The 21973-nt window shown below is 70.5% G+C and carries 20 protein-coding genes; 9 read left to right on the forward strand and 11 right to left on the reverse strand.

Annotation, left to right across the window (positions count from 1 at the left end; all coding sequences use genetic code 11):
* Nucleotides 1-25: 25 nt before the first annotated feature.
* Nucleotides 26-1054: a DUF4192 domain-containing protein gene (locus FK530_RS11335; RefSeq protein ID WP_158645080.1), complete on the forward strand. Its 1029-nt coding sequence runs from the start codon at nucleotides 26-28 to the stop codon at nucleotides 1052-1054.
* Nucleotides 1055-1089: 35 nt separating this feature from the next.
* On the opposite strand, the gene galE is transcribed toward FK530_RS11335, so the two are convergent.
* Both galE and FK530_RS11345 read right to left on the reverse strand, forming a co-directional pair.
* On the reverse strand, nucleotides 1090-2076 hold the full coding sequence (gene galE, locus FK530_RS11340; RefSeq protein WP_146487125.1) for a UDP-glucose 4-epimerase GalE: 987 nt from the start codon (nucleotides 2074-2076) through the stop codon (nucleotides 1090-1092).
* Nucleotides 2077-2079: 3 nt separating this feature from the next.
* The gene (locus FK530_RS11345) at nucleotides 2080-2763 is read right to left on the reverse strand and encodes an iron-dependent transcriptional repressor DtxR (RefSeq protein ID WP_146487126.1); all 684 of its coding nucleotides are present in this window, start codon (nucleotides 2761-2763) and stop codon (nucleotides 2080-2082) included.
* 116 nt (nucleotides 2764-2879) lie between these two features.
* On the opposite strand from FK530_RS11345, the gene FK530_RS11350 reads away from it, so the two are divergent.
* Entirely contained in the window at nucleotides 2880-4109 is a 1230-nt protein-coding gene (locus FK530_RS11350; protein ID WP_146487127.1) for an acetoin utilization protein AcuC, read from the forward strand.
* Nucleotides 4110-4159: 50 nt separating this feature from the next.
* Nucleotides 4160-6871, forward strand: a complete 2712-nt coding sequence (locus FK530_RS11355; protein ID WP_146487128.1) for a bifunctional acetate--CoA ligase family protein/GNAT family N-acetyltransferase — start codon at nucleotides 4160-4162, stop codon at nucleotides 6869-6871.
* Between the two features lie 30 nt (nucleotides 6872-6901).
* Here the strand turns inward: FK530_RS11355 and FK530_RS11360 are convergent, their stop codons facing one another.
* The 3 genes from FK530_RS11360 to FK530_RS11370 all read right to left on the reverse strand — a co-directional run bounded on the left by FK530_RS11360 (nucleotide 6902) and on the right by FK530_RS11370 (nucleotide 9830).
* Nucleotides 6902-7903 carry a sigma-70 family RNA polymerase sigma factor gene (locus FK530_RS11360; RefSeq protein WP_068525066.1) on the reverse strand — a complete coding sequence of 334 codons (1002 nt, stop codon included), beginning with the start codon at nucleotides 7901-7903 and terminating at the stop codon, nucleotides 6902-6904.
* Between the two features lie 112 nt (nucleotides 7904-8015).
* Nucleotides 8016-9494 carry a DUF7782 domain-containing protein gene (locus tag FK530_RS11365; RefSeq protein WP_146487129.1) on the reverse strand — a complete coding sequence of 493 codons (1479 nt, stop codon included), beginning with the start codon at nucleotides 9492-9494 and terminating at the stop codon, nucleotides 8016-8018.
* Complete coding sequence (locus FK530_RS11370; protein WP_146487130.1) at nucleotides 9495-9830, reverse strand: DUF3099 domain-containing protein; 336 nt, start codon at nucleotides 9828-9830, stop codon at nucleotides 9495-9497.
* A 38-nt stretch (nucleotides 9831-9868) separates the two neighbouring features.
* Here FK530_RS11370 and FK530_RS11375 point away from each other — a divergent pair, with 38 nt between their 5' ends.
* Nucleotides 9869-10105, forward strand: a complete 237-nt coding sequence (locus FK530_RS11375; protein ID WP_068535230.1) for a DUF3039 domain-containing protein — start codon at nucleotides 9869-9871, stop codon at nucleotides 10103-10105.
* Nucleotides 10106-10109: 4 nt separating this feature from the next.
* On the opposite strand, the gene FK530_RS11380 is transcribed toward FK530_RS11375, so the two are convergent.
* Nucleotides 10110-11381 (reverse strand): YihY/virulence factor BrkB family protein, encoded by a 1272-nt coding sequence (locus tag FK530_RS11380; RefSeq protein WP_205124196.1) that lies wholly within the window; start codon nucleotides 11379-11381, stop codon nucleotides 10110-10112.
* Nucleotides 11382-11532: 151 nt separating this feature from the next.
* Between FK530_RS11380 and FK530_RS11385 the strand changes: the two genes are divergently transcribed.
* Entirely contained in the window at nucleotides 11533-13224 is a 1692-nt protein-coding gene (locus tag FK530_RS11385; protein WP_146487131.1) for a DEAD/DEAH box helicase, read from the forward strand.
* Nucleotides 13225-13325: 101 nt separating this feature from the next.
* On the opposite strand, the gene FK530_RS11390 is transcribed toward FK530_RS11385, so the two are convergent.
* Nucleotides 13326-13541, reverse strand: a complete 216-nt coding sequence (locus tag FK530_RS11390; protein ID WP_146487132.1) for a DUF7455 domain-containing protein — start codon at nucleotides 13539-13541, stop codon at nucleotides 13326-13328.
* Nucleotides 13542-13704: 163 nt separating this feature from the next.
* Between FK530_RS11390 and FK530_RS11395 the strand changes: the two genes are divergently transcribed.
* On the forward strand, nucleotides 13705-14592 hold the full coding sequence (locus FK530_RS11395) for an EamA family transporter (RefSeq protein WP_146487133.1): 888 nt from the start codon (nucleotides 13705-13707) through the stop codon (nucleotides 14590-14592).
* Between the two features lie 42 nt (nucleotides 14593-14634).
* Entirely contained in the window at nucleotides 14635-16851 is a 2217-nt protein-coding gene (locus tag FK530_RS11400; RefSeq protein ID WP_146487134.1) for a M13 family metallopeptidase, read from the forward strand.
* Nucleotides 16852-16872: 21 nt separating this feature from the next.
* On the opposite strand, the gene FK530_RS27535 is transcribed toward FK530_RS11400, so the two are convergent.
* Genes FK530_RS27535 through FK530_RS11415 form a run of 4 tightly spaced genes read right to left on the reverse strand, consistent with a single transcriptional unit; the run spans nucleotide 16873 to nucleotide 19626 of the window.
* Entirely contained in the window at nucleotides 16873-17043 is a 171-nt protein-coding gene (locus FK530_RS27535; RefSeq protein ID WP_500485921.1) for a hypothetical protein, read from the reverse strand.
* Nucleotides 17040-17801, reverse strand: coding sequence for a rhomboid-like protein (locus FK530_RS11405; RefSeq protein WP_146487135.1), 762 nt, complete (start codon nucleotides 17799-17801; stop codon nucleotides 17040-17042). The genes FK530_RS27535 and FK530_RS11405 overlap by 4 nt, the downstream gene beginning before the upstream one ends.
* Before the next feature lie 33 nt (nucleotides 17802-17834).
* Nucleotides 17835-18992 (reverse strand): acyl-CoA dehydrogenase family protein, encoded by a 1158-nt coding sequence (locus tag FK530_RS11410; RefSeq protein WP_146487136.1) that lies wholly within the window; start codon nucleotides 18990-18992, stop codon nucleotides 17835-17837.
* Nucleotides 18993-19011: 19 nt separating this feature from the next.
* Nucleotides 19012-19626 (reverse strand): TetR/AcrR family transcriptional regulator, encoded by a 615-nt coding sequence (locus FK530_RS11415; RefSeq protein ID WP_146487137.1) that lies wholly within the window; start codon nucleotides 19624-19626, stop codon nucleotides 19012-19014.
* A gap of 169 nt (nucleotides 19627-19795) precedes the next feature.
* Between FK530_RS11415 and FK530_RS11420 the strand changes: the two genes are divergently transcribed.
* The gene (locus tag FK530_RS11420) at nucleotides 19796-21013 is read left to right on the forward strand and encodes an acetyl-CoA C-acetyltransferase (protein ID WP_146487138.1); all 1218 of its coding nucleotides are present in this window, start codon (nucleotides 19796-19798) and stop codon (nucleotides 21011-21013) included.
* Nucleotides 21014-21220: 207 nt separating this feature from the next.
* The gene (locus tag FK530_RS11425) at nucleotides 21221-21973 is read left to right on the forward strand and encodes an SDR family oxidoreductase (RefSeq protein WP_146487139.1); all 753 of its coding nucleotides are present in this window, start codon (nucleotides 21221-21223) and stop codon (nucleotides 21971-21973) included.

Here is a 21973-nt window from a genome sequence, read left to right on the forward strand (position 1 = left end):
GACGAAACATCACTCGGATCCGGCCATGAAGATCGACTCACTCGGCGAGCTGCTCGCCGCCGTCCCGGCACTCCTGGGCTTCTATCCCACGCGTTCGGTGGTCCTCCTCACGCACGACGAGGTGACCGGCCGGATCGGGGCCACCGCCCGCACCGACCTCGGCCTGAACCGGTCGGGCGGGCTCCGGAAGGACTGCCGGGCGCACATCGCCGAGGCCGTGGGCCTGCTGCGGAATCAGGGCGCCGACCGGCTGTTCTGCGTCGCTGTCGACGATCGTCCGCTCGTGCGGGCGGTCCCGGCGCTGCTGCAGCTGCTCGAGGATGCGGGACGGTCGCGGAGCGCGGTCGACCCGGACCTCGAGATCCTCGACGTGGTGCTGGTGGACCGGATGACGGCCGGCCAGCGGTGGGTCTGCAGGCACGGTGAGAGTGGTCCGCTCCCGGACCCGGCGTCCTCACCGGCGATGCTGGCGGCGGTCATCGAGGGACGCACGGTCCACCGGTCCCGCGCCGAACTGACCGACCAGCTGGCGGAGGAGGGTCCCGGGGTCGCCGCCGACCGGTGCCGGGACGCCGCCGCGTACGAGGCCGACGGCGACCCGTGCGAGCTGCTGGCCGCCGTGGTCGGGGCCGTCACCGCGCAGCGCAGTGCGACGCTCTCGGACGCCGACGTCGCCCTGCTCGGCGGCGCTCTGCTCGACGTGGCGGTGCGCGATGCGGCGATGGCGCTGGGTCTGACCGTGATGGCGGACGAGGCCCGTCTCCTGTTCGCCGAACTGGCCCGGCGGTTGCGCGGCACACCCCGGGCCGCCGCGGCCACCCTGGTGGCCGCCGCGGGCTATCTCCGCGGCGACGGACCGCTCACGGGGATCGCTCTCGACGCGGCGCTCACCGCGGACCGGCGCTACCGCGGTGCGCAGCTCCTCGCGCACGCGCTCGCCGCGGGCATGCATCCGCGGGAACTGCGGATCACCGCCGAGATCGGGATGACGGTGGCCCGCCGCCTCGGCGTGGAACTGCCGCCCCGGGACCTGGAGTTCCCGCTCGCCGGGTGACGACGGTCGCCGGGCGCGGGAGGCCGCGGGCCCGGTCAGGTGCGACGGGCGGCGTGGGCGCGATCGCCCAGCGCCTGCGTGAACTCCCAGGCGTCGGCGACGATCTCGCGCAGATCGGTCTTCTCCGGCCGCCAGCCCAACTCGTCGATCGCGCGACGCGAGGACGCGACCAGCGACGCCGGATCGCCGGCGCGGCGGTCGGCGGCGATCTCCGGGATCTCGCGCCCCGTCACCTCGCGGCAGGTGTCGATCACTTGGCGGACCGAGAAGCCCTCGCCGGAGCCCAGATTGAAGATCTCGTGCGTTCCCGGCCGCGCGTGGTCCAGAGCCAGGAGGTGAGCCTCGGCCAGATCCTTGACGTGCACGTAGTCGCGCACCGCGGTGCCGTCGGCCGTCGGGTAGTCGGAACCGAAGACGGCGATGTCGCCGCGCTGGCCCAGCGCGGTCTGCAGGACCAGCGGGATCAGGTGCGTCTCGATCTCGCGGTTCTCGCCGAAACCCTCGTAGCTGCCCGCCACGTTGAAGTACCGCAGCGAGACCGCGGCGAGGCCGTAGGCGGTGGCGTACGAGGAGATCGCGGCGTCGATCGCGAGCTTGGTGGCGCCGTAGGTGTTGGTGGGAGCGGTCCGCGCATCCTCGGGGATCGGGACCGTCTCCGGCTCGCCGTACGTGGCCGCGGTGGAGGAGAAGACCAGACGCGGCACGCCGGCCGCGAGCATCGCGTCGAGCAGCGTCAGCGTGGTGACGACATTGCCCTGCCAGTACTTGTGCGGATGCGACACCGATTCGCCCACCAGCGATTTCGCTGCGAAATGCAGGACGCCGTCGAAGTCGCCGTCGCTGAGCAGGGGGCGCGCCGCCTGCGCGACGTCGCCCTCCACGAAGGTGGCGCCCGCGGGCACCGCCTCCCGGTTCCCCGTGCTCAGGTCGTCGATCACGGTCACCTCGTGGCCGCGTTCGAGGAGCACCTGCGTGCACACACTGCCGACGTAGCCGGCGCCGCCCGTCACCACCAGGCGCATCGGCTACACCGCCTCGACGAAGACGGCGTGGGCCATCTCGTCGGGAAGCTCGAAATCCTCGTGTCCGGCGACCGAGATGACCACGGCGCCGCGCTGCACGGTGACCGAGACGCGCGCGTCCGGCACCACGCCGGCCTCGCGGAACCGGCCGATCAGGTCGGTGTCCGCCTGCACGTGCTCGGCCAGCCGCTTGATGACGACCGCCGTGGGGCCGCCCTGCGGCAGGTCGGTGAGGCGGGCGGGACGCGCGGGCTCGGTACCGATCGCCACGCCGAGCTCGCCGAGCCCCGGGATCGGGTTGCCGTAGGGCGACGTGGTGGGGTTGCCCAGCACCTCCAGCAGCCGCCGCTCCACGTCCTCGCTCATCACGTGCTCCCAGCGGCAGGCCTCTGCGTGCACGTTCTCCCACTGCAGCCCGATGACGTCCACGAGGAGACGCTCGGCGAGCCGGTGCTTGCGCATCACGGCGATCGCCAGCTGACGGCCCTTCTCGCTGAGCTCCAGGTGACGGTCGCCGGCCACCCGGACGAGGCCGTCGCGCTCCATGCGCTGCACCGTCTGCGAGACGGTGGGACCACTCTGCTCGAGACGCTCCGCGATCCGCGCCCGGAGGGGCACGACGCCCTCCTCCTCGAGCTCGTAGATGGTCCGCAGGTACATCTCGGTGGTGTCCACCAGATCGTTCACGTGTCCAGCTCCTTCTCGTCACTGTCGAGCTTAACCGAGACGCGCTACCGTCCCCCGTACTAAAGGTTACCTAACTTCGAGGCGGTGCAGGGGAGCAACGACTAGGGTCGTGACTCATGGCGCGGTTCCCCGACTCCCAGGTGGTCTGGGACCCCTCGGTTCTCGACTACCGGTTCTCCCACTCCCACCCCATGGACCCCGTGCGACTGCGTCTGACGATGGAGCTCTCGCGGATGCTCGGAGTGCTCGACGGGGTCGAGGTGGTGACCCCCGCGGACTTCGATCCGCTGGAGCTCGGCCGCGCCCACACCGACGACTACCTCGCGGCCGTGCGGGTCGCGGGCTCGGGACGCTCCCGGATAGACCTCACGGGGTACGGGCTGGGCAACGACGACAACCCGATCTTCCTTCGCATGCACGAGGCGGCCGCGAGCCTGGTCGGCTCCACCCTCACCGGCGCGAAGGCGATCGCGACGGGGCACACCACCCGCGCCGTCAACATCGCGGGCGGGATGCACCACGCCATGCGGTCGCACGCCTCCGGGTTCTGCGTCTACAACGACGCCGCGATCGCCATCTCCTGGTTGCTTGACAACGGCTTCGACCGGATCGCCTACATCGACGTCGACGCCCACCACGGCGACGGCGTGCAGGCTCAGTTCTGGAACGACCCACGGGTCCTGACGGTCTCACTGCACGAGGACCCCCAGCACCTCTGGCCGAACACCGGGTACCCCACGGAACTCGGCGGCCCCGAGGCCCGCGGCACCGCCGTGAACATCCCCGTCCCGGCCTTCTGCCCCGACGGGCTCTGGCTGCGCGCCTTCCACGCCGTCGTCCCGTCGGTCGTCCGCGAGTTCCGGCCCCAGCTCATCATCAGCCAGTGCGGCTGCGACTCGCACGCGACCGACCCGCTGACCGATCTCTCGCTCACCGTCGACGGACAGCGTGCGGCGATCCTCGCGATGCGCGACCTCGCCGACGAGGTGTGCGACGGCCGCTGGCTCGCGGTCGGCGGCGGCGGCTACCAGCTCGTGCACGTGGTGCCCCGCGCCTGGACGCATCTCATCGCCGCCGTCGTGGGCGCCGACATCGACCCCGCCACACCGATTCCCGACGAGTGGAAGGACCTCGCGGCGAGCCTCCCGACCGATCAGGTCGGCGCCGTGGGCACGCTGCCGGAGACGATGGGGGAGGGCGCCGCCACCGGCTTCGTCCCCTGGGAGCCGTCCTCCTACGACCCCACTGCCGCGCCGATGGAGGCCGCCGCCGACCGCTTCATCGCCCGCGCACGTTCCGCGGTCTTTCCGCTCCACGGACTCGACCCGGAGGATCCTCGTGACTGACGTGTTCCCTGCCGCACTTCGCACTCCAGGACTCGACCCGGAGGATCCTCGTGACTGACGACATCCCGCTGCATCCCTCGGGCCCCGCCACCGACCCGTTCCCCGCTCCGAGCCAGCAGGCACCGTCGGGACCCTACGAGTTCCCCGCGCACTGGGTCGCCGACGTGCTCGCATCCGACGGCGGCGTGGTCCACCTGCGCCCCGTGGTCCCCGACGACGCCGACGCGATGGTCGAGTTCCACGCGGGCCTGTCCGAGCGCACCCGCTATCTGCGCTACTTCGGGCCGTACCCGGTGATGCCGCCGCGCGACGTGGCGCGGATGACCACCGTCGACCACGATCAGCGCGTCTGCCTGCTCGCGATCCTGGGCGGCAGGATCATCGCCGTCGGCCTGTACGAGGGCCTCGCCGACTCCGGCAAGCCGACGTCGGCGGAGGTCGCCTTCGTCGTCGCCGACGAGCACCAGGGCCGCGGCCTCGGACCGATCCTGCTCGAGCACCTCGCCGGAGCCGCCGCCGAGAACGGCTTCCACCGGTTCGAGGCGGAGGTCCTCGCCGAGAACCGCTACATGGTCAACGTCTTCAAGGCCGCCGGGTACGAGCTGCGCCGCAGCTTCGACGGCAGCGTGGTGCACGTCGAGTTCGGCATCGACCCCACCGAGGCGCTGGTCGCCGTGCGCAACGCGCGCGAGCTGGCGTCGGAGGCACGCAGTGTGAGCAACGCGCTGCGGCCCACCTCGATCGCTGTGATCGGCGCGTCGACCACCCCCGGCAAGGTCGGACACGCCGTGCTGCGCAACATCATCGCGGGCGATTTCGCGGGCCCCGTGTACCCGGTGCACCCCGACCGCCGGTCGGTCGCGGGCATCCGCGCCTACGAATCCGTGCGGGACATCCCCGACCAGGTGGACCTCGCCGTGGTCGCCGTGCCCGCCGACAACATGGATCAGGTGCTCGACGACTGCCTCGCCAAGGAGGTGCGGACGCTGCTCGTCGTCTCGTCCGGCTTCTCCGACGTCGGCGGCCGCGGCAAGGAGTCCGAGCGGCGGCTGCTCAAAGCCGTTCGCTCGCACGGCATGCGACTGATCGGGCCCAACGCCCTCGGCGTGATCAACACCGACCGCGAGGTGCGGATCAACGCGACGCTGGCCCCGGTCGTCCCCGGGCGCGGCAACGTGGGCTTCTTCTGCCAGTCCGGCGCCCTCGGCATCGCCATCCTGGACACCGCGGCGAAACGCGGTGTGGGCCTGACGACCTTCGTCTCGGCCGGTAACCGCGCCGACGTCTCCGGCAACGACGTGCTGCAGTACTGGGACACCGACGACGCCACCGAGGTGGTCCTGCTCTACCTCGAGAGTTTCGGTAACCCCCGCAAGTTCGGCCGCATCGCGCAGCGCCTGTCCCGCCAGAAGCCGATCGTCGCCGTGCACCGGGGTGGGATCGACGCTGATCGCCGCCGCCGCGGCTCCGAGGCGCTGTTCGAGAACTCCGGTGTGGTCCAGGTGGATTCGATCCCCGAGCTCTTCGACTGCGCCACCTTCTTCAGCTACCAGCCGTTGCCCGCCGGGCCGCGGGTCGCCGTCATCGGCAACTCGACGGCGCTGGGCGTCCTCGCCACGCACACCGGTATCCGCGCGGGCCTCGACGTGGCGCAGCCCGTCGACCTCGGCGCGTCCGCGACACCCGAGGAGTTCGGCGCCGCGATCGATGCGGCGTTGGCGGACGACGCGGTGGACGCGATCATCGCGGTCTTCGTGCCGCCGGTGGAGGCCCCGCCCGAGGCCCACGCCGCGGTACTCCTCGAGGCCTCCCGGAAGCTGATCAAACCGATCGTCTCGACCTTCCTCGCGTTCGACGGCGTCACCGAACTGCTCGCCGCCACCGACGGCGACGGCGTACGGGTGCGCGGCTCGGTCCCGTCGTACCCCGAGCCCGAACGCGCCGCCCGGGTGCTCGCGCACGGTTGGCGCTACGCGCAGTGGCGCGCCCGCCCCGTCTCCGACACCGCGCGGCCCGACGGCACCGACGTGGAGACCGCCCGCACGCGCGTGCGGGAATGGCTGCCCACCGGCGACGCCGACACGGGGCCCGTCACCCTGACCTTCGCGCAGAGCGCGGAACTGCTGGGGCTCTACGGGGTCGGCGTGGTGGCCTTCGACATCGCGTCGACGCCGGAGGAGGCGGCCGTCGCCGCGGACCGCCTCGGATACCCCGTCGCCGTCAAGGCCATGGGTGAGCGCTGGCGCCTGCGCGCCGACCTCGCTGCGGTGCGCCTGGACCTCACCGGACCGCAGGCCGTGGCCGCCGCCTTCGCCGAGCTGACCGAGGCGACGGGGGAGTCGACACTGCACGTGCAGCGGATGGCGCACAAGGGGATCGGCTGCGCCGTCGGCTACGAGAACGACCCGCGGATCGGTCCGCTCCTGTCCTTCGGCCTGAGCGGCGCCGTCCCCGAGCTCCTGGGCGACCGGGCCTACCGGCTGTTGCCGCTGACCAACGCGGCCGCGGCCGACCTCGTGACCGCGACCCGCTCCGCGCCCCTGCTCGACGGGTTCGCCGGCGAGTCCGGCGTCGATCGGGCCGCCTTGATCGACGTGGTGACCCGCGTCGCGGCGCTCGCGTACGAAGTGCCGGAGATCGCGTCGATCGACTGCCAGCCGATCCTCGCGACGACGGACGGCGCCTCGGTGCTGTCCGTGGTGATCCGCATCGGCCACGCGAGCGAGGTGCTGGCCCAACAAGCGGAACCGCGCCGGCTGTAACAGCCGACGCGGTTCCTTCCGTGCTGGTTCCTAGCTCGCGTACGCGCGCAGGCGGTCGGCCCGCTCGCCGTTGCGGAGCTTGCTCATGACCTCGCGCTCGATCTGGCGCACGCGCTCGCGGGAGAGCCCGAAGAGCTTGCCGATCTGGTCGAGGGTGCGGGGCTGGCCGTCGTCGAGGCCGTAGCGCAGGCGGATGACCTGCTGTTCGCGCTCGTCGAGCGTCGCCAGCACCGACCGCACGTCGCTGTGCATGAGTCGCGAGATGACGGCGGACTCGGCGGACGCGGCCTCCGCGTCCTCGATGAAGTCACCCAGCGGGGCCTCCTCGTCGGAGCCGACGGGCATGTCGAGGCTCACCGGATCGCGCGAGTGGTCCATGAGATCGGCGATCTTCTCGGCCGGGATGCCCGACTCCTCCGCGAGCTCCGCATCCGTGGCCTCGCGGCCCAACTGCTGATGCAGCTCGCGCCGGATGCGGGCGAGCTTGTTCACCTGCTCCACGAGGTGGACGGGCAGGCGGATCGTGCGGGACTGGTCCGCCATACCGCGGGTGATCGCCTGCCGGATCCACCAGGTGGCGTACGTGGAGAACTTGAAGCCCTTGGCGTAGTCGAACTTCTCCATCGCGCGGATCAGGCCCAGGTTGCCCTCCTGGATGAGGTCCAGGAGCGGCATGCCCCGCCCCGTGTAGCGCTTGGCCAGCGACACCACGAGACGCAGGTTGGCCTCCAGCAGGTGCTGGCGCGCGGCCTGTCCGTCGCGGACGATGAACGCAAGATCGCGCTTCTTCGACGCGGCCATCCGCTTCTTCGTGGCCAGAAGGTGCTGGGCGTAGAGCCCGGCCTCGATGCGCTTGGCCAGGTCGACCTCGTCCTCCGCGGTCAGCAGAGCGGTACGGCCGATGCCGTTCAGGTACACCCGCACCAGGTCCGCGGCGGGACTCTGCGCATCGAGATCGGCCTCGGTCAGCGGGGGCCGCACCCGATCAGCGGGGCGGGCTGCGGTGCTAGCGGTGTTGACGCGGTGTGCCATGTGGCTGCCTCCTGTTCGCCGGTACATCAGGTTCAACGGACGGCGGGCGCACAGAGTTCCCGGCGCCGAATCCCCTGACCTGCGGAAACACAGAGGCGTTCTGAGAAGTTGCTTAGAGGAAGGTTACGAATCCGTGCCGGTGGAGATCGGCCAGCAGCCGGTGGGCGGAATCGGCCAGTCCGTCGAGGCCGGTGGCGACCTCCAGGAGGGCGACGAGGTCCTCGGTCGGCAGTTCCCCGCGGCAGCCGGCCAGCAGCCGGGCGCCGGCGTCATCGATGTCGTGACTCCACCGCGGGCCCGACATGCGGGTCACCCGCACGGCGACCTCGTCCCAGCCCTCGGCCCCGGCCACCGACACCCGCTCGTGTGCGACGTCGTCGCCGAGCAGCGGCCGGGCGGCGTCCAGGTCCGCCCCGCGCAGCCAGGCCATCCGCGCGAAATGGGCGGGCACCTCGTCGCCCAGCGGATCGTCGAAGGGATGGCTCAACTCCTCGCAGACCACCTCGGACGGGCCGTCGATCGCGCGCAGCAGTACGAAGCCGAATCCGATGCCCGTGACATCGGCGTCCGCGAGGTGGGCCAGCCATCGGTCCGACTTCGCGCGTCCCTCGCCGACGCGGGGATCGAGCCCCTCGTCGCGCAGCCAGGTGCCCACGTACAACGCGGGATCGGCGACGTCCCGCTGCAGCACCCAGGCCGCTACGCCTTCGCTCGGCAGCCAGGACGCGACCCGGGCCTGCCAGCCCTCGTCCGCGCGGTGGACCCAGGAGGCGAGCAGTGCCGCGGTGCCGCCGGGCGCCAGGTGCTCCGGCGCGCTGCGCACCACCAGTTCGGAGGCGCCGTCGAGGTCCAGGCCGGAGTCGCGATAGGTGTGATCGACGCGGCCCTCGCCCACGACGAAGGGCGGGTTCGCCAGTACCAGGTCGAACCGGCGGCCGGCGACCGGCGCGAACCAGTCGCCCTCGAGCACCTCGACGTCCGCACCGTTCAGCGCGGCCGACGCGGCGGCGAACCCCGTGGCGCGCTCGCTGACGTCCGTGGCGGTCACCGCGTCCGCGAACCGCGTGGCGGCGCACGCGTGGACGCCGCACCCGGTGCCGAGGTCGAGGACGGAGCCCACCTGTTCGCGGGGCGTGGCCCGCAGCAGCGACTGCGAGGCGTGACCGACGCCGAGGACGTGCTCGCGGTGCTGCGGGTGCGGCCGCATCAGGCCGTCGAGGTCGGAGAGGAACCACTGCGGACCGTCGGGCAGATCCAGGGGCCGCAGGCTCAGGGCGGCGCGCACCCTCGACGGGTCCTCCGGGTCGGGCTCGAGCAGGCCGGCCTCCAGTGCGTCGTCGACGGTGACGGGCGCGAGCGCACCGTCGACCTCCGACCGCGGGACCGGCGCGGCGGCCAGGAACAAGCGGATCAGGACGTCGAGCGGCGCATCGCCGTCCGCGGCGGACTCGACGGGGCCGGGCTCGCCGCGGGAGAGGCAGCCGTAGGCGTCACCCAGTCGATCGGCGACGGCGGATTCGGAGAAGTCGGCGGCGGCCAGCACGGGACCGAGCCGACGGCACAGCGGTGCCAGGCCGGGGGAGAGCAGCACCTATTCGCCGCGTCCCGAGACGGTCGTGATGGGATGTCCCTGCAGTGCGAGCCGGTCGAGCTTGCGCCGGGTGAAACGATCGGGCTCGCCCTTGCGCTTCTTCGGCCGGTCGTTGGCGCGGATCACCGCGATCCACGGGATCGGTATGGAGCCGGCGAGCACGGCCAGCGCGATCATCCAGTTGCCGGTGGCCGAGTAGATCCACGCCGAGATGACGAGGGCGGGGATGCGGATCGCCATGATCATCAGGTACCGACGGACCCGCCGCCGGTGCTGCTCGTCGTACGAGTCCTCCGCATCGGTGATGACGTAGGTGCTCTCGCCCTGATTTCCCACACTTCGATCGTCCCACCGCGGCTGGCAGAATGAAAGTCATGAGTACGAAGACCCTGGAGAAGCCGGACGTCGACGTCGATGCCGACACCGGTAACGACGACGACACCCCCAAATTCTTCCACTACGTGCGGAAGAACAAGATCGCCGAATCGGCCGTGATGGGCAACTACGTCGTCGCGCTCTGCGGCGAGACCTTCCCGGTCACCAAGTCGGCGAAGCCCGGCTCGCCGGTGTGCCCCGAGTGCAAGAAGATCTACGACCGCATGAAGAAGTAGCCGCTCAGCGCGGTTCCACCTCACGCGGGGGCCGCGCCGGCGGACGGCGAGGGGTCTCCGGCGCGACGGTACGCGGCGGCGGCACGTCGGTCTCGACGGTGCGTCCGGATGCATCGGTACCCGGCTCCGGGTCGTCGCCGTCGGGCGCCTCGGCCTCCGTACGCTGGCGGCGACGGATCGGGTCCGTCGCGCGACGCAGTCCCTCGGCCGCCGCCTTGCCGGGGTCGGAGATCCCGGCCTCCTTGATCTGTTCGACGACCCAGTCGCGCAACTGATCCGTGCGGATCTCCCGCGCGGGCCAGCGGTCCTGCAGCGCGGCGTTGAACTCGGCGCCGACCATGACGGCGAAGCCCAGGAAGAACGTGAACAGCAGGAAGGCGATCGGCGTCGCGAGCGCGCCGTAGGAGATGCCACGGCCCGACGCGATGAACGACAGGTAGACGCGTAGTCCCGTGGACGCGACGAGGAAGATCAGGGCTGCGAGCGCCGCGCCCGGAACGTGCCGGTACCAGGGCAACGGCCGCGGCAGCGCCTGCCGGTACAGCAGCGCGAGCCCGCCGACCAGCATGAGCACGACGAAGGGCAGGTAGCCGAAGTCGATGAGCTGCGCCACCGCCGGGTGCCACGACGCCGGGATGTACTTGATGATGAAACTCGGCCCCAGCGCGACCAGCGGCAGCGTGAAGACCGCGATCACCAGGAACTCCACGTACAGCAGCAGGGCGAAGAACCGCTGGTGGACCGCGTTGCGCACGGTGTGCTGGTCGTGGGCCATGCTGATCGAGTCGACGTACGAGGACAGCGCCGACGAGCCGGCCCACAGCGCGATGATGAAGCCCACCGAGACCACGTCGCCGCGGCCCTGCTGCAGCACCCCGTCGACCATCGGGCGGATGATCTCGTCCACCACGTTGGGCGTGAAGATCCGGAGGCCGAAGGAGATGAGCCGGTCGTGGATCACCCCGATGGTGTCGGGGCCGAACCAGTTCGCGATGTAGCCGATGAGGCCCATCAGGGCCAGGAGGAGCGGCGCCAGCGACAGGGTCGTCCAGAAGGCCGCCTGGGCGCTGTGGCCCACGATCGAATCGTCCCAGGACTTCACCACGGTGCGCCACAGGACCTGCGGCATGCCTTTGACGACTCCCCACGCCCGGGTGGGGAAGGAGGCACGACGGGGCCGATCCAGGTCCTGGGTGTGCGGGCCCGGATCGCGCGGCCCGGCGTCCTGTGCCGGGCCCGATCGCCGGGTCCCCGGCGTGCCGTGTGCGTCGTCCATCGTCTTCAGTCTTGCGCACCGGCGCCGATCACGCCGGAACCGGGATCGCCGCGTGTTGCGAGTAGACTGCTTCCGGGTTCACGATCGACCCGCCCGCGCCGCGGACTCGCGCCGGGCGGGCTTCTCTCGCGGTATAGGGGTGCGTTTCTCGATGGCGGTTTCACTTCGTGTCTGGCAGCGCCGTGCGCTCACGAAGTACCTGACCTCGAAGCCTCAGGACTTCCTCGCCGTCGCCACGCCGGGTGCCGGAAAGACGACGTTCGCGCTGCGGGTGGCCGCCGAGCTGCTGGCCGACCGCACCGTCGAGCGGGTGACCGTGGTCGCCCCGACCGAGCACCTCAAGTACCAGTGGGCCGAGGCCGCGGCGCGCAACGGCATCAACCTCGACCCGAACTTCACCAATTCCGGCGGCAGCACCTCGTCCGACTTCCAGGGCGTCGTGATCACCTACGCCCAGGTCGGCATGCACCCGTACAAGCACCACGCGCGCACCACGGCCTACAAGACTCTCGTGATCCTCGATGAGATTCATCACGCCGGCGACGCGAAGAGCTGGGGTGAGGGCGTGCGCGAAGCGTTCGCACCCGCGACGCGGCGCCTCGCGCTGACGGGTACGCCCTTCCGCAGCGACGACAACCCGATCCCGTTCGTCACCTACGAACCCGAGTTCGGCGGTGGACAGCGGTCGAAGGCCGATCACGTCTACGGCTACTCGGACGCCCTCGCCGACGGCGTGGTCCGTCCCGTGGTCTTCCTGGCCTACTCCGGCCAGGCCAGCTGGCGCACGAGCGCCGGCGAGGAGTTCACCGCCCGCTTGGGCGAGCCGCTGAGCAAGGAGCAGACCGCGCGGGCGTGGCGCACCGCGCTCGACCCGCACGGCGACTGGATCCCGGCGGTCCTCCACGCCGCGAACACGCGGCTCGAGCAGCTCCGGCGCGCGATGCCCGACGCGGGCGGCCTGGTGATCGCCACCGACCAGTCGACGGCGCGCGACTACGCCGAGCTGCTCGAGGAGATCAGCGGCGAGAAGGTCACCGTCGTCCTGTCCGACGACCCCACCGCCTCGAAGCGGATCTCCGCGTTCGCCGAGGGCACCGACAAGTGGATGGTCGCCGTCCGCATGGTGTCCGAGGGCGTCGACGTGCCGCGCCTCGCAGTGGGTGTGTACGCCACGAGCGCCTCGACGCCGCTGTTCTTCGCGCAGGCCATCGGGCGCTTCGTGCGGCTCCGGGTGCCGGGCGAGACCGCGAGCGTCTTCCTGCCCTCGGTGCCGGTCCTGCTGGATCTCGCGGCGAAGCTCGAGGAGCAGCGCGACCACGTCCTGGGCAAGCCGCACCGCGAGTCCGACGGTCTTGAGGACGCGCTGCTCATCGACGCCAACAAGCAGAAGGACGAGCCCGGTGAGGAGGAGAAGGCCTTCGTCTCGCTCCATGCCGACGCGGAGCTGGATCAGCTCATCTACGACGGGTCCTCGTACGGCACCGCCACTTTCGCGGGAAGCGAGGAGGAGGCGGACTACCTCGGTCTGCCCGGCCTGCTCGACGCGGAGCAGATGCGCGCCCTCCTCAAGCAGCGGCAGAAGGATCAGGTGGACGTCCGCTCCACCGAGGCCGAGCGGCCCGCGCCGCCCCCGGCCGTGGAGGAGCGGGCCACTGCGGGAGCGCAGCTGTCCGCACTGCGTCGGGAGCTCAACTCCCTGGTCGCGATGCATCACCACCGCACCGGGAAGCCGCACGGCGTGGTGCACAACGAACTGCGCAGCCGGCTCGGCGGTCCCGTGACGGCGATGGCCTCGGCGGATCAGCTGCGGGAACGGATCGCCGCACTGCGCACGTGGAAGTGACCGTGGGCACGCCGGATTGATCCGGGTCGACCCCCGCATACGCCGACGGCGCCGTGCACCCGGAAGTAGGGCGGGTGCACGGCGCCGTCGGACGCCGGAAACTAGACGGAGACGGGCTCGCCCGCGATGGTCGCGCCCTGCGACTCCAGCTTCGCCTTGTGCTCGGTGAAGTGGTGCCCGCAGAAGAGCAGCTCGAAGCCCGACGGGAGTACCGCACGGACCTGGGCGGCCGCGGAACAGCGATCGCACCGGTCGGACGCCGTCAGGGGAGCGAAGGCATCGCCCGCAGGGGCCTCTGAAGTGACTGTGTTCGTCATGACTCCTCCGTTCCTCACGAACTCTTCTTACATCTGTTTATACGTTCGAGGGTACCCATTTGTTCCACCACACCGGGGAGGTGGGCGGCATGTTCTCCCAGGGTGAACAACTTCCCGCCGGCGAGAACACGGATGCGATCCGCTCATGGGGTCCCCTAGGGTGATGCGCGTGACGCAGCTGATGATCCCCGCGATGTTCGTGGTCGGGGCGATCAGCCAGTACGTCGGAGCCTCCCTGGGCGTCGGCCTGTTCGAGCAGCTCTCGCCCGTCGCGGTGGCGTGGCTGCGTGGTGCCGGCGCCGGCCTCATCCTGCTCGTCGCCCTGCGTCCCCGTCGCGGCGACTGGACCCCGGCGCGTCTGCGCGCCGCTGCCTTGTTCGGCACCGTCACCGTCGCCATGAACATGGCCTTCTACGAGGCGATCGACCACATCGACCTGGGGACGGCGGTCGCGATCGAGTTCCTGGGCCCGATCGCAGTGGCCGTCGCCGGGTCGCGGCGCGCCGTCGACCTCGTCGCCGCCGCTGCCGCGTTGGTCGGGGTGGTGTGCGTCGCGGGCGTCAACCTCGACGGAGCAGGCGGCGGACTCGGCTCCGACGGCGCGATCGGCATCGCCTGCGCCCTGCTGGCGGCCGCCCTGTGGGCCGGCTACATCGTGCTCGGAAAGCGCGTCGCCGACGCGGGCGGCGGCATCGAGGGCCTCGGCGTGGGCCTCGCGGCGGGTGCCCTGGTCCTGGCGATCCCCGGACTCGGTCCCGATCTGGCGACCCGTCCCGAGGCCTTCCTCAGCTGGGAGGTGTGGGTGCTCGGCCTGGGGCTGGGCTTGCTCAGCTCGGTGGTCCCGTACGCCCTCGATCAGGTGGTCCTGACGCGGGTCGGGCGCGAGCGCTTCGCGCTCCTGCTGGCCCTGCTGCCGGTGACCGCCACGGGCGTCGGTGCGGTGATGCTGGGCCAGCGTCCCGGCTGGCTGGAAGCGGTGGGGATCGCGCTGGTGGTCTTCGCGATCGCACTCACCTCGCGGCGGGCGCCCGCACCCGACGCGGGTGGTTAGCGTGTCGCACCTTCGTTGCCGCCGATCGGGTTAGATTCGGGTATGCACACCGGTGATGACCACTCGTCCGCTCATCCGCCCCGCCCCGACCGCGATCCGTTCGGCGCCCCGACCGGCGGATTCGACCGTCGCCGGTTCCTCGCCGGCTTCGGCGTGTTGGCCGGCACCGCGGTCCTCGCGGCGTGCGGGGTCTCCGCGCCGAACGGCGGACCGTCGACCTCCTCCAGGCCCTCCCGCCCGCTGACGGGCCCCGACCTCGGCGGCGCGGCGCCCGGCGTCCGCGTGCAGGACGACCTGTTCCGGCACGTCAACGGCGGCTGGGCCGACGGCTACACGATCCCCGCAGACAAGGCCTCGTTCAACACGTTCACCGACCTGTCGGACCGCGCGCTGGATCAGCTCAAGGCGATCATCGAGGGCATCAAGGACCCGCGCACGCGCAGCGATGAGGCGAAGATCCGCGACGTCTACGACTCCTTCATGGACACGGCCCGGATCGACCGGGAGGGCGCCGAGCCGATCAAGCCCGATCTCGACGCGATCGACAAGGCGGCCGACAAGGCGGCGCTGCTCGACGTGATCGGCGCGCACGAGAAGCAGGGCGTCGGCGGCCTGGTCGGGTTCTACGTCGACACCGACCAGAAGGACTCGTCGAAGTACGTGCTCAGCCTGGTGCAGTCCGGCATCGGCCTGCCCGACGAGGCCTACTACCGCGACCCGAAGTACGCCGAGGTCCGCGACAAGTACCGCGCGTACCTCGAGAAGGTGGCCTCGCTCGCCGGACTCTCCGACGCTCCGGGCGTCGCGGCCCGCGTGCTGGCGTTCGAGACGTCGGTGGCGAAGGGGCACTGGGATCGGGTCCGCTCGAGGGATGCGACGGCGACCTACAACCCGTACCCGTGGTCGGAGCTCGCGAAGCTCGCACCCGGCTACGACTGGGACCGCTGGCAGAAGGCCGTCGGCATCAAGGCCGACGACGCGAAGAACGTCGTGGTCTCGCAGCCGAGCTTCCTCACCTCCGCGGCCAAGCTGTGGGCCGACACGGACCTGAACACGCTCAAGGACCATGCCCGGATCCAGGTCGTGCGCGCCTACGCCGCGTACCTGTCCGAGCCCTTCGTCACGGCGAACTTCGAGTTCTACTCGAAGACTCTGAGCGGGGTCGAGCAGCAGCGCGACCGCTGGAAGCGGGGCGTGGCCGTGGTCGAGGGCGCACTCGGCGAGGCGCTCGGAAAGCTCTACGTCAAGAAGCACTTCCCGTCGGACGCCAAGCAGCAGGCGGAACAGATGGTGAACAACCTGCGCAGCGCGTACCGCGCGAGCTTCGAGGACCTCGACTGGATGACCCCGGCAACCCGGCGGGCCGCGGCGGCCAAGCTGGAGAAGATCCGCACCAAGATCGGCTACCCCGAGAAGTGGCGCGATTACTCCGATCTCACGACCGACTCGAAGTCGATCGTCGCGAACGTCCGCGCGTCCGGCGAGTTCGAGAACGCCTACCAGCTGGCCAAGCTCGCCAAGCCGGTGGACAAGGGCGAGTGGCTGATGACGCCGCAGACCGTGAACGCCTACTACAACCCGGGGATGAACGAGATCGTCTTCCCCGCCGCGATCCTGCAGTCTCCCTTCTTCTCGCCCGACGCCCAGGCGGCGGTCAACTACGGCGGGATCGGCGCCGTGATCGGGCACGAGATCGGCCACGCCTTCGACGACCAGGGTGCGAAGTACGACGGTGACGGCAACCTCAAGGACTGGTGGGAGCCCGCCGACCGTGCCGAGTTCGACAAGCGCACCAAGGCACTCATCGCGCAGTACGACGCCCTGGTCCCGGCGGGCCTGCCGCCGACGAACAAGGTGAACGGCGGCCTCACGGTGGGGGAGAACCTCGCCGACCTCGGCGGCCTGTCCATCGCGATCGCGGCGTACCGGATCGCCGTGGCGAACCGGGACACCGGCACGGAGGGGGCGGGCTCGGCGAGCGCGGCACCGTCGGCGAGTGCCGGGGCGAGCGCGTCGCCGTCCGCGGCCGCGAACGCGGGGCCCGACCTGACGCCGCTCTTCCTGAGCTGGGGCCGGATCTGGCGGAACAAGGCGCGGGAGGCCTCCGCGATCCAGTCGCTGGCGACCGATCCGCACGCGCCCAACGAGTTCCGGGCCAATCAGGTGGTCAAGAACGTGGGCGCGTTCGCCGCGACCTTCGGGGTCAAGGCCGGCGACGGCGAGTGGCTGGACCCGAAGGACCGGGTCACGGTCTGGTAGCCGGAGTGCACCTCGTCGGCGTCAGTCGAAGTCGAAGATGGAGTGCTTGTCGTAGAAGTGAAGAACGTACCTGCAATTCAGGCAGATCATGAGTGTCATCCGGTGGCTCGTCATTCCCCAGCGGGAGTCCTGGCGGGAGGACTCCTGCTGGAAGTCCTCGCAGGCGCATAGTGGGCATCGTAAAGTCGTCATTCGTGAAGGTTACTCGGTGACCTGAACCGCCAAGTCCAGGTCGCGGCGCGGCGGCGGATCGATGGGATCCGGGTGACCGGGTAGAGCAGGTAGCCGAGTAGGACCGCGCGCAGGTGGCCGAGGGTGGAGTAGAGCCCGAAGAAGGGCATGGTCAGCTGCACCAGGATCGGCAGCGCGATCATCGCGCCGATCCGCCAGCGCCACAGCGTGATCCGGTAGACCATCAGCCCGGCGAGGCAGAGGCTGCCGTAGCTCACACCCACGTCGATCATGCCCTGCACGTCGAGATCGTCGGTGATGATCCCGTGCGCCAGCAGGCGGTTCGCCGACAGCACCGAGATCAGCGACGCGGTTGCGCTGCCCGTGAAGTACACGGCCGGCATGCCCACGTGGCCCAGCCAGCGCTCGGCGGGACCGAGCACCAGCAGGGTCATCAGCGTGACGAACGGAATGTCGACCGGGTCGATCCAGAGTGCGGACGTGATCAAGGACTGCAGGGGGTGGGAGCCGAACTGGTCGAGGTTGGTGCTGTGGGCCTCCAGGACCTGCTCGCCGAGGCTGCGCGGCAGCCCGAGCAGCATCACGGTGTTGGCCATCACGACCAGCCACATCAGGGCGGCGACGGGGCTCGCGCGCACCCACGCCCGCGCGTACCGGGCCGCGCCGAGCATCCACTCGGAGCCCGGCCCGGCGCGCCGGACGTGTCCGACGGCGGCCCACAGGAGCACGACCGCGATCAGTCCGATCAGCAGGTCCACGCGCTCAATACTCCACCGCCGTGCGGGGGAGTGCTAGAGGCCCATGTCCTTGGCGATGATGGTCTTCATCACCTCGGACGTGCCGCCGTAGATGCGGTTGACGCGGTTGTCGGCGTAGAGCCGCGCGATCGGGTACTCGTTGATGTAGCCGTAGCCGCCGTGCAACTGCAGGCACCGGTCGATCACGTCCGAGGCGGCCTCGGTGCAGAAGAGCTTGAGCGAGGCGGCGTCCGCGGCGGTGAGCTCGCCCGCGTCGTGCAGCTCGAGGCCGCGGTCGACGCTCGACTCCATCGCGTCCACCTTCGCCTTGCACGCGGCGAGCTCGAACTTGCTGTTCTGGAAGGACGCGACGGTCTTGCCGAAGATGGTGCGGTCCTGCGTGTAGGCCTGCGCGAAGCGCACCGCGGCGGCGGCCTGCGAGTACGCGCCGACGGCGATCGACAGGCGCTCCTGCGGCAGGTTCTGTCCGAGGTAGGAGAAGCCCTTGTTCTCCTCGCCCAGCAGATCCTCGGCGGGGACCTTGACGTCGGTGAAGGAGAGCTCGGCGGTGTCGGACGTGCGCAGGCCGATCTTGTCGAGCTTGCGGCCCACGGCGTAGCCGTCGAGCGTGGTGTCCACGACGAACAGGGAGATGCCGTGGCGCCGGTCCTCGGGGGTCGACGGGGCGGTGCGCGCGCAGACGATCACACGGTCGGCGTTGACGCCGCCGGTGATGAAGGTCTTCGCTCCGTTGAGTACGTAGTGGGTGCCGTCCTCGGACAGCTTGGCGGTGGTCTTCATGCCCGCGAGGTCGGAGCCGGTCCCGGGCTCGGTCATCGCGATGGCGAACATCATCTCGCCCGCCGCCATGCCGGGCAGCCAGCGCTGCTTCTGCTCGTCGGTCGCGAGGCCCGTCAGGTAGGGCAGGCACAGCGCGATGTGCACGCTGGAGCCACCGAAGGAGACGCCGGCCCGGCCCAGCTCCTCGCTGATCACGGCCTGGTACTTGAACGACTCGATCCCGGCACCGCCGTACTCCTCGGGCACCTCGATGCCGAAGACGCCCAGTTCGCCGAGCTTGGGGTAGAAGTCCTTGGGCACGATGCCGTTGGCGTACCACTCGTCGTAGTGCGGCACGACCTCCGCCTCGATGAAGGCGCGCAGGGTCTCGCGGAAGGCCTCGTGATCGGCGTTGTAGACGGTACGACGCATGGTGTTCTCCTCGGGTTCTCTACTTCGGGTGTACGGATGTGTTCGCCCCGACGGTGCGCAGGGCGAGATCGGCGTAGAAGTCGCCGATCCGGTCGGGGGTGATCTCGCCGCCGTCGTGGTACCAGCGGCCGATGTCGATGCCGCTGGAGAGGACCGCGATGGTCGCCATCCGCGGATCGGGCGTGTCGAAGGAGCCGTCCGCGACGCCGTCGTCGACGATCGCGCGCAGCCGGCGGGTGATCTCGCGGCGGAGTCCGCTGATCTCGGCGCGGTGCTCCTCGGTGAGGGCGTCCAGCTCGTAGTTGACCACGCGGACACTGGTGTGCGACGACGCGTGATGGGTCGCGAAGGCCCGCATCGCCGCGGCGAGCCGCTCGGCGGGGGAGTCCGAGGCGTCGACGGCGTCGTCGATCGCCTCGATGATCCGCTGGTGCCCGACCCGCGAGAGTTGGTGCAGCAGTTGTTCCTTCGACTTGTAGTGCACGTACACCGCCGCAGGGCTCATGCCGGCGGCAGAGGCGATGTCGCGGGTGGTGGTGCCGTGGAAGCCGCGTTCGGCGAACGCCTCCGCCGCGGCCGCGAGCAGTCGCGCGCGGGTCGCGTCCGCGCGGGACGGCGCTTCGGATTCGGTCATCGTCTCCCCTTCGGTCGCCACCGCGATGCGGCGCCCCGGTGCGGTGTCTCTAGTGTGAACGGGACCACAGGAAACGGTGCATTGACGACCGGCTCTCAGTGGTGCAGAGTAATGGTACACCGCTAAGCGAGCGCTTAGTCAGCAACTGGTTCAACTCGGAGGTCATTCCATGCCCGAAGCCGTCATCGTCTCCACCGCACGCTCGCCGATCGGGCGCGCGGCGAAGGGCTCGCTCAAGGACGCCCGTCCCGACGACCTCTCGGTCCAGATGGTGCGGGCCGCGCTCGACAAGGTCCCGGGCCTCGATCCCCGCGAGATCGACGACCTCATGTTCGGCTGTGGCCAGCCCGCGGGTGAGTCGGGCTTCAACATCGCCCGTGTCATCGCCGTCGAGGCCGGTCTCGACCACCTGCCCGGTGTCACCGTGAACCGCTACTGCAGCTCGAGCCTGCAGACCACCCGGATGGCCTTCCATGCGATCAAGGCGGGGGAGGGCGACGTCTTCGTCTCCGGCGGCGTCGAGACCGTGAGCCGCTACATCAAGGGCAACGCCGACGGCCTGCCCGACACCAAGAACGCCCTGTTCGCCGACGCGGAGGCGCGCACCGCCACCTTCGCCGCCGGCGGCCAGACCTGGGTCGACCCGCGTGAGAACGGTCTGCTGCCCGACGTCTACATCGCCATGGGTCAGACCGCCGAGAACGTCGCGCAATTCAAGAACGTCAGCCGCCAGGACCAGGACGAGTGGGGTGTCCGCAGCCAGAACCGCGCCGAGGCCGCGATCGCCTCGGGCTTCTGGGAGAAGGACATCACCCCGGTCACGCTGGCCGACGGCACCGTCGTCTCGAAGGACGACGGACCGCGCGCGGGCGTCACGTACGAGGGCATCGCCGGCCTCAAGCCGGTCTTCCGCCCGGACGGGACGGTCACGGCGGGCAACTGCTGTCCGCTCAACGACGGTGCCGCTGCGGTCGTGATCATGTCGGACACCAAGGCCAAGGCGCTCGGCCTGACGCCGCTCGCGCGCATCGTGTCCACCGGCGTCACGGGCCTGTCGCCCGAGATCATGGGCCTCGGCCCGGTCGAGGCGTCGAAGCAGGCGCTGCAGCGCGCCGGCCTGTCGATCGGCGATATCGATCTCATGGAGGTCAACGAGGCCTTCGCCGCGCAGGTGATCCCCTCGGTGCGCGACCTGGGTATCGACGCCGACAAGGTCAACGTGAACGGCGGGGCGATTGCGGTAGGCCATCCCTTCGGCATGACGGGCGCGCGCATCACCAGCACGCTCATCAACTCGCTGCAGTGGCACGACAAGCAGTTCGGTCTGGAGACCATGTGCGTCGGCGGCGGCCAGGGCGTGGCGATGATCATCGAGCGGCTCAGCTGACCCTGCTCGACCGCGCACGGAGCGGCCCGTCGCGTCCTCGGACGCGCGGGCCGCTCCGTCGTTTCCGGGGTGTGCCACCGCAAGCATCCGTACTGTGAGAAGCGTCACAGGCATTGGTTCGCCCAAGGGGTCGTCACGCGCAGGCGTGTGTCGTAGGCTACAAACTAAGCGAGCGCTTAGTCAGTTTGAATGGAAGGTGTGTGGAGCATGACCCGATTCGCCGGGAAGACCGCGATCGTCACGGGAGCGAGCCGCGGCATCGGCCTGGCCATCGCGCAGCGGCTGGTTGCCGACGGCGCGAAGGTCGTCATCACGGCCCGCAAGCAGGAGGCGCTCGACGCCGCCGTCGCGGAGCTGGGCGGCCCGGAGGTCGCGGTCGCCGTGGCCGGGTCGGGTGACGACGAGGCGCATCAGGACCAGGTGATCGCCACCGCGATCGAGACCTTCGGCAGCGCGGACTTCTTCGTCAACAACACCGGCATCAATCCGGTCTACGGCCCGCTCATGGAGCTCGATCCCGCGGCCGCCCGCAAGATCTTCGAGGTCAACGTGCTCTCCACGTTGTCCTGGACCAAGAAGGTGTACGCGGCGTGGCAGAAGGAGCACGGCGGTGCGATCGTCAACGTCGGTTCCGTCGCCGGGCTGCGCCCCGCGCCCGGCATCGCCTTCTACGGCGTCTCCAAGGCCGCTGTCATCCACCTCACCGAGGAACTCGCCGTCGAGCTCGGCCCCGACATCCGGGTGAACGCCGTCGCGCCGGCGGTCGTCAAGACCCGCTTCGCGACCGCCCTGTACGAGGGGCGTGAGGAGCAGGTCTCCGCGGCGTACCCGCTCAAGCGACTCGGTGTGCCGGACGACATCGGCTCGGTCGTGGCCTTCCTCCTCTCCGACGACGCCGCCTGGATGACCGGCCAGACGCTCACCGTCGACGGCGGCGTCCTGCTCACGGGCGGGGTCTAG

The sequence above is a fragment of the Tsukamurella conjunctivitidis genome (assembly GCF_007858475.1).
GTDB lineage: Bacteria > Actinomycetota > Actinomycetes > Mycobacteriales > Mycobacteriaceae > Tsukamurella > Tsukamurella conjunctivitidis.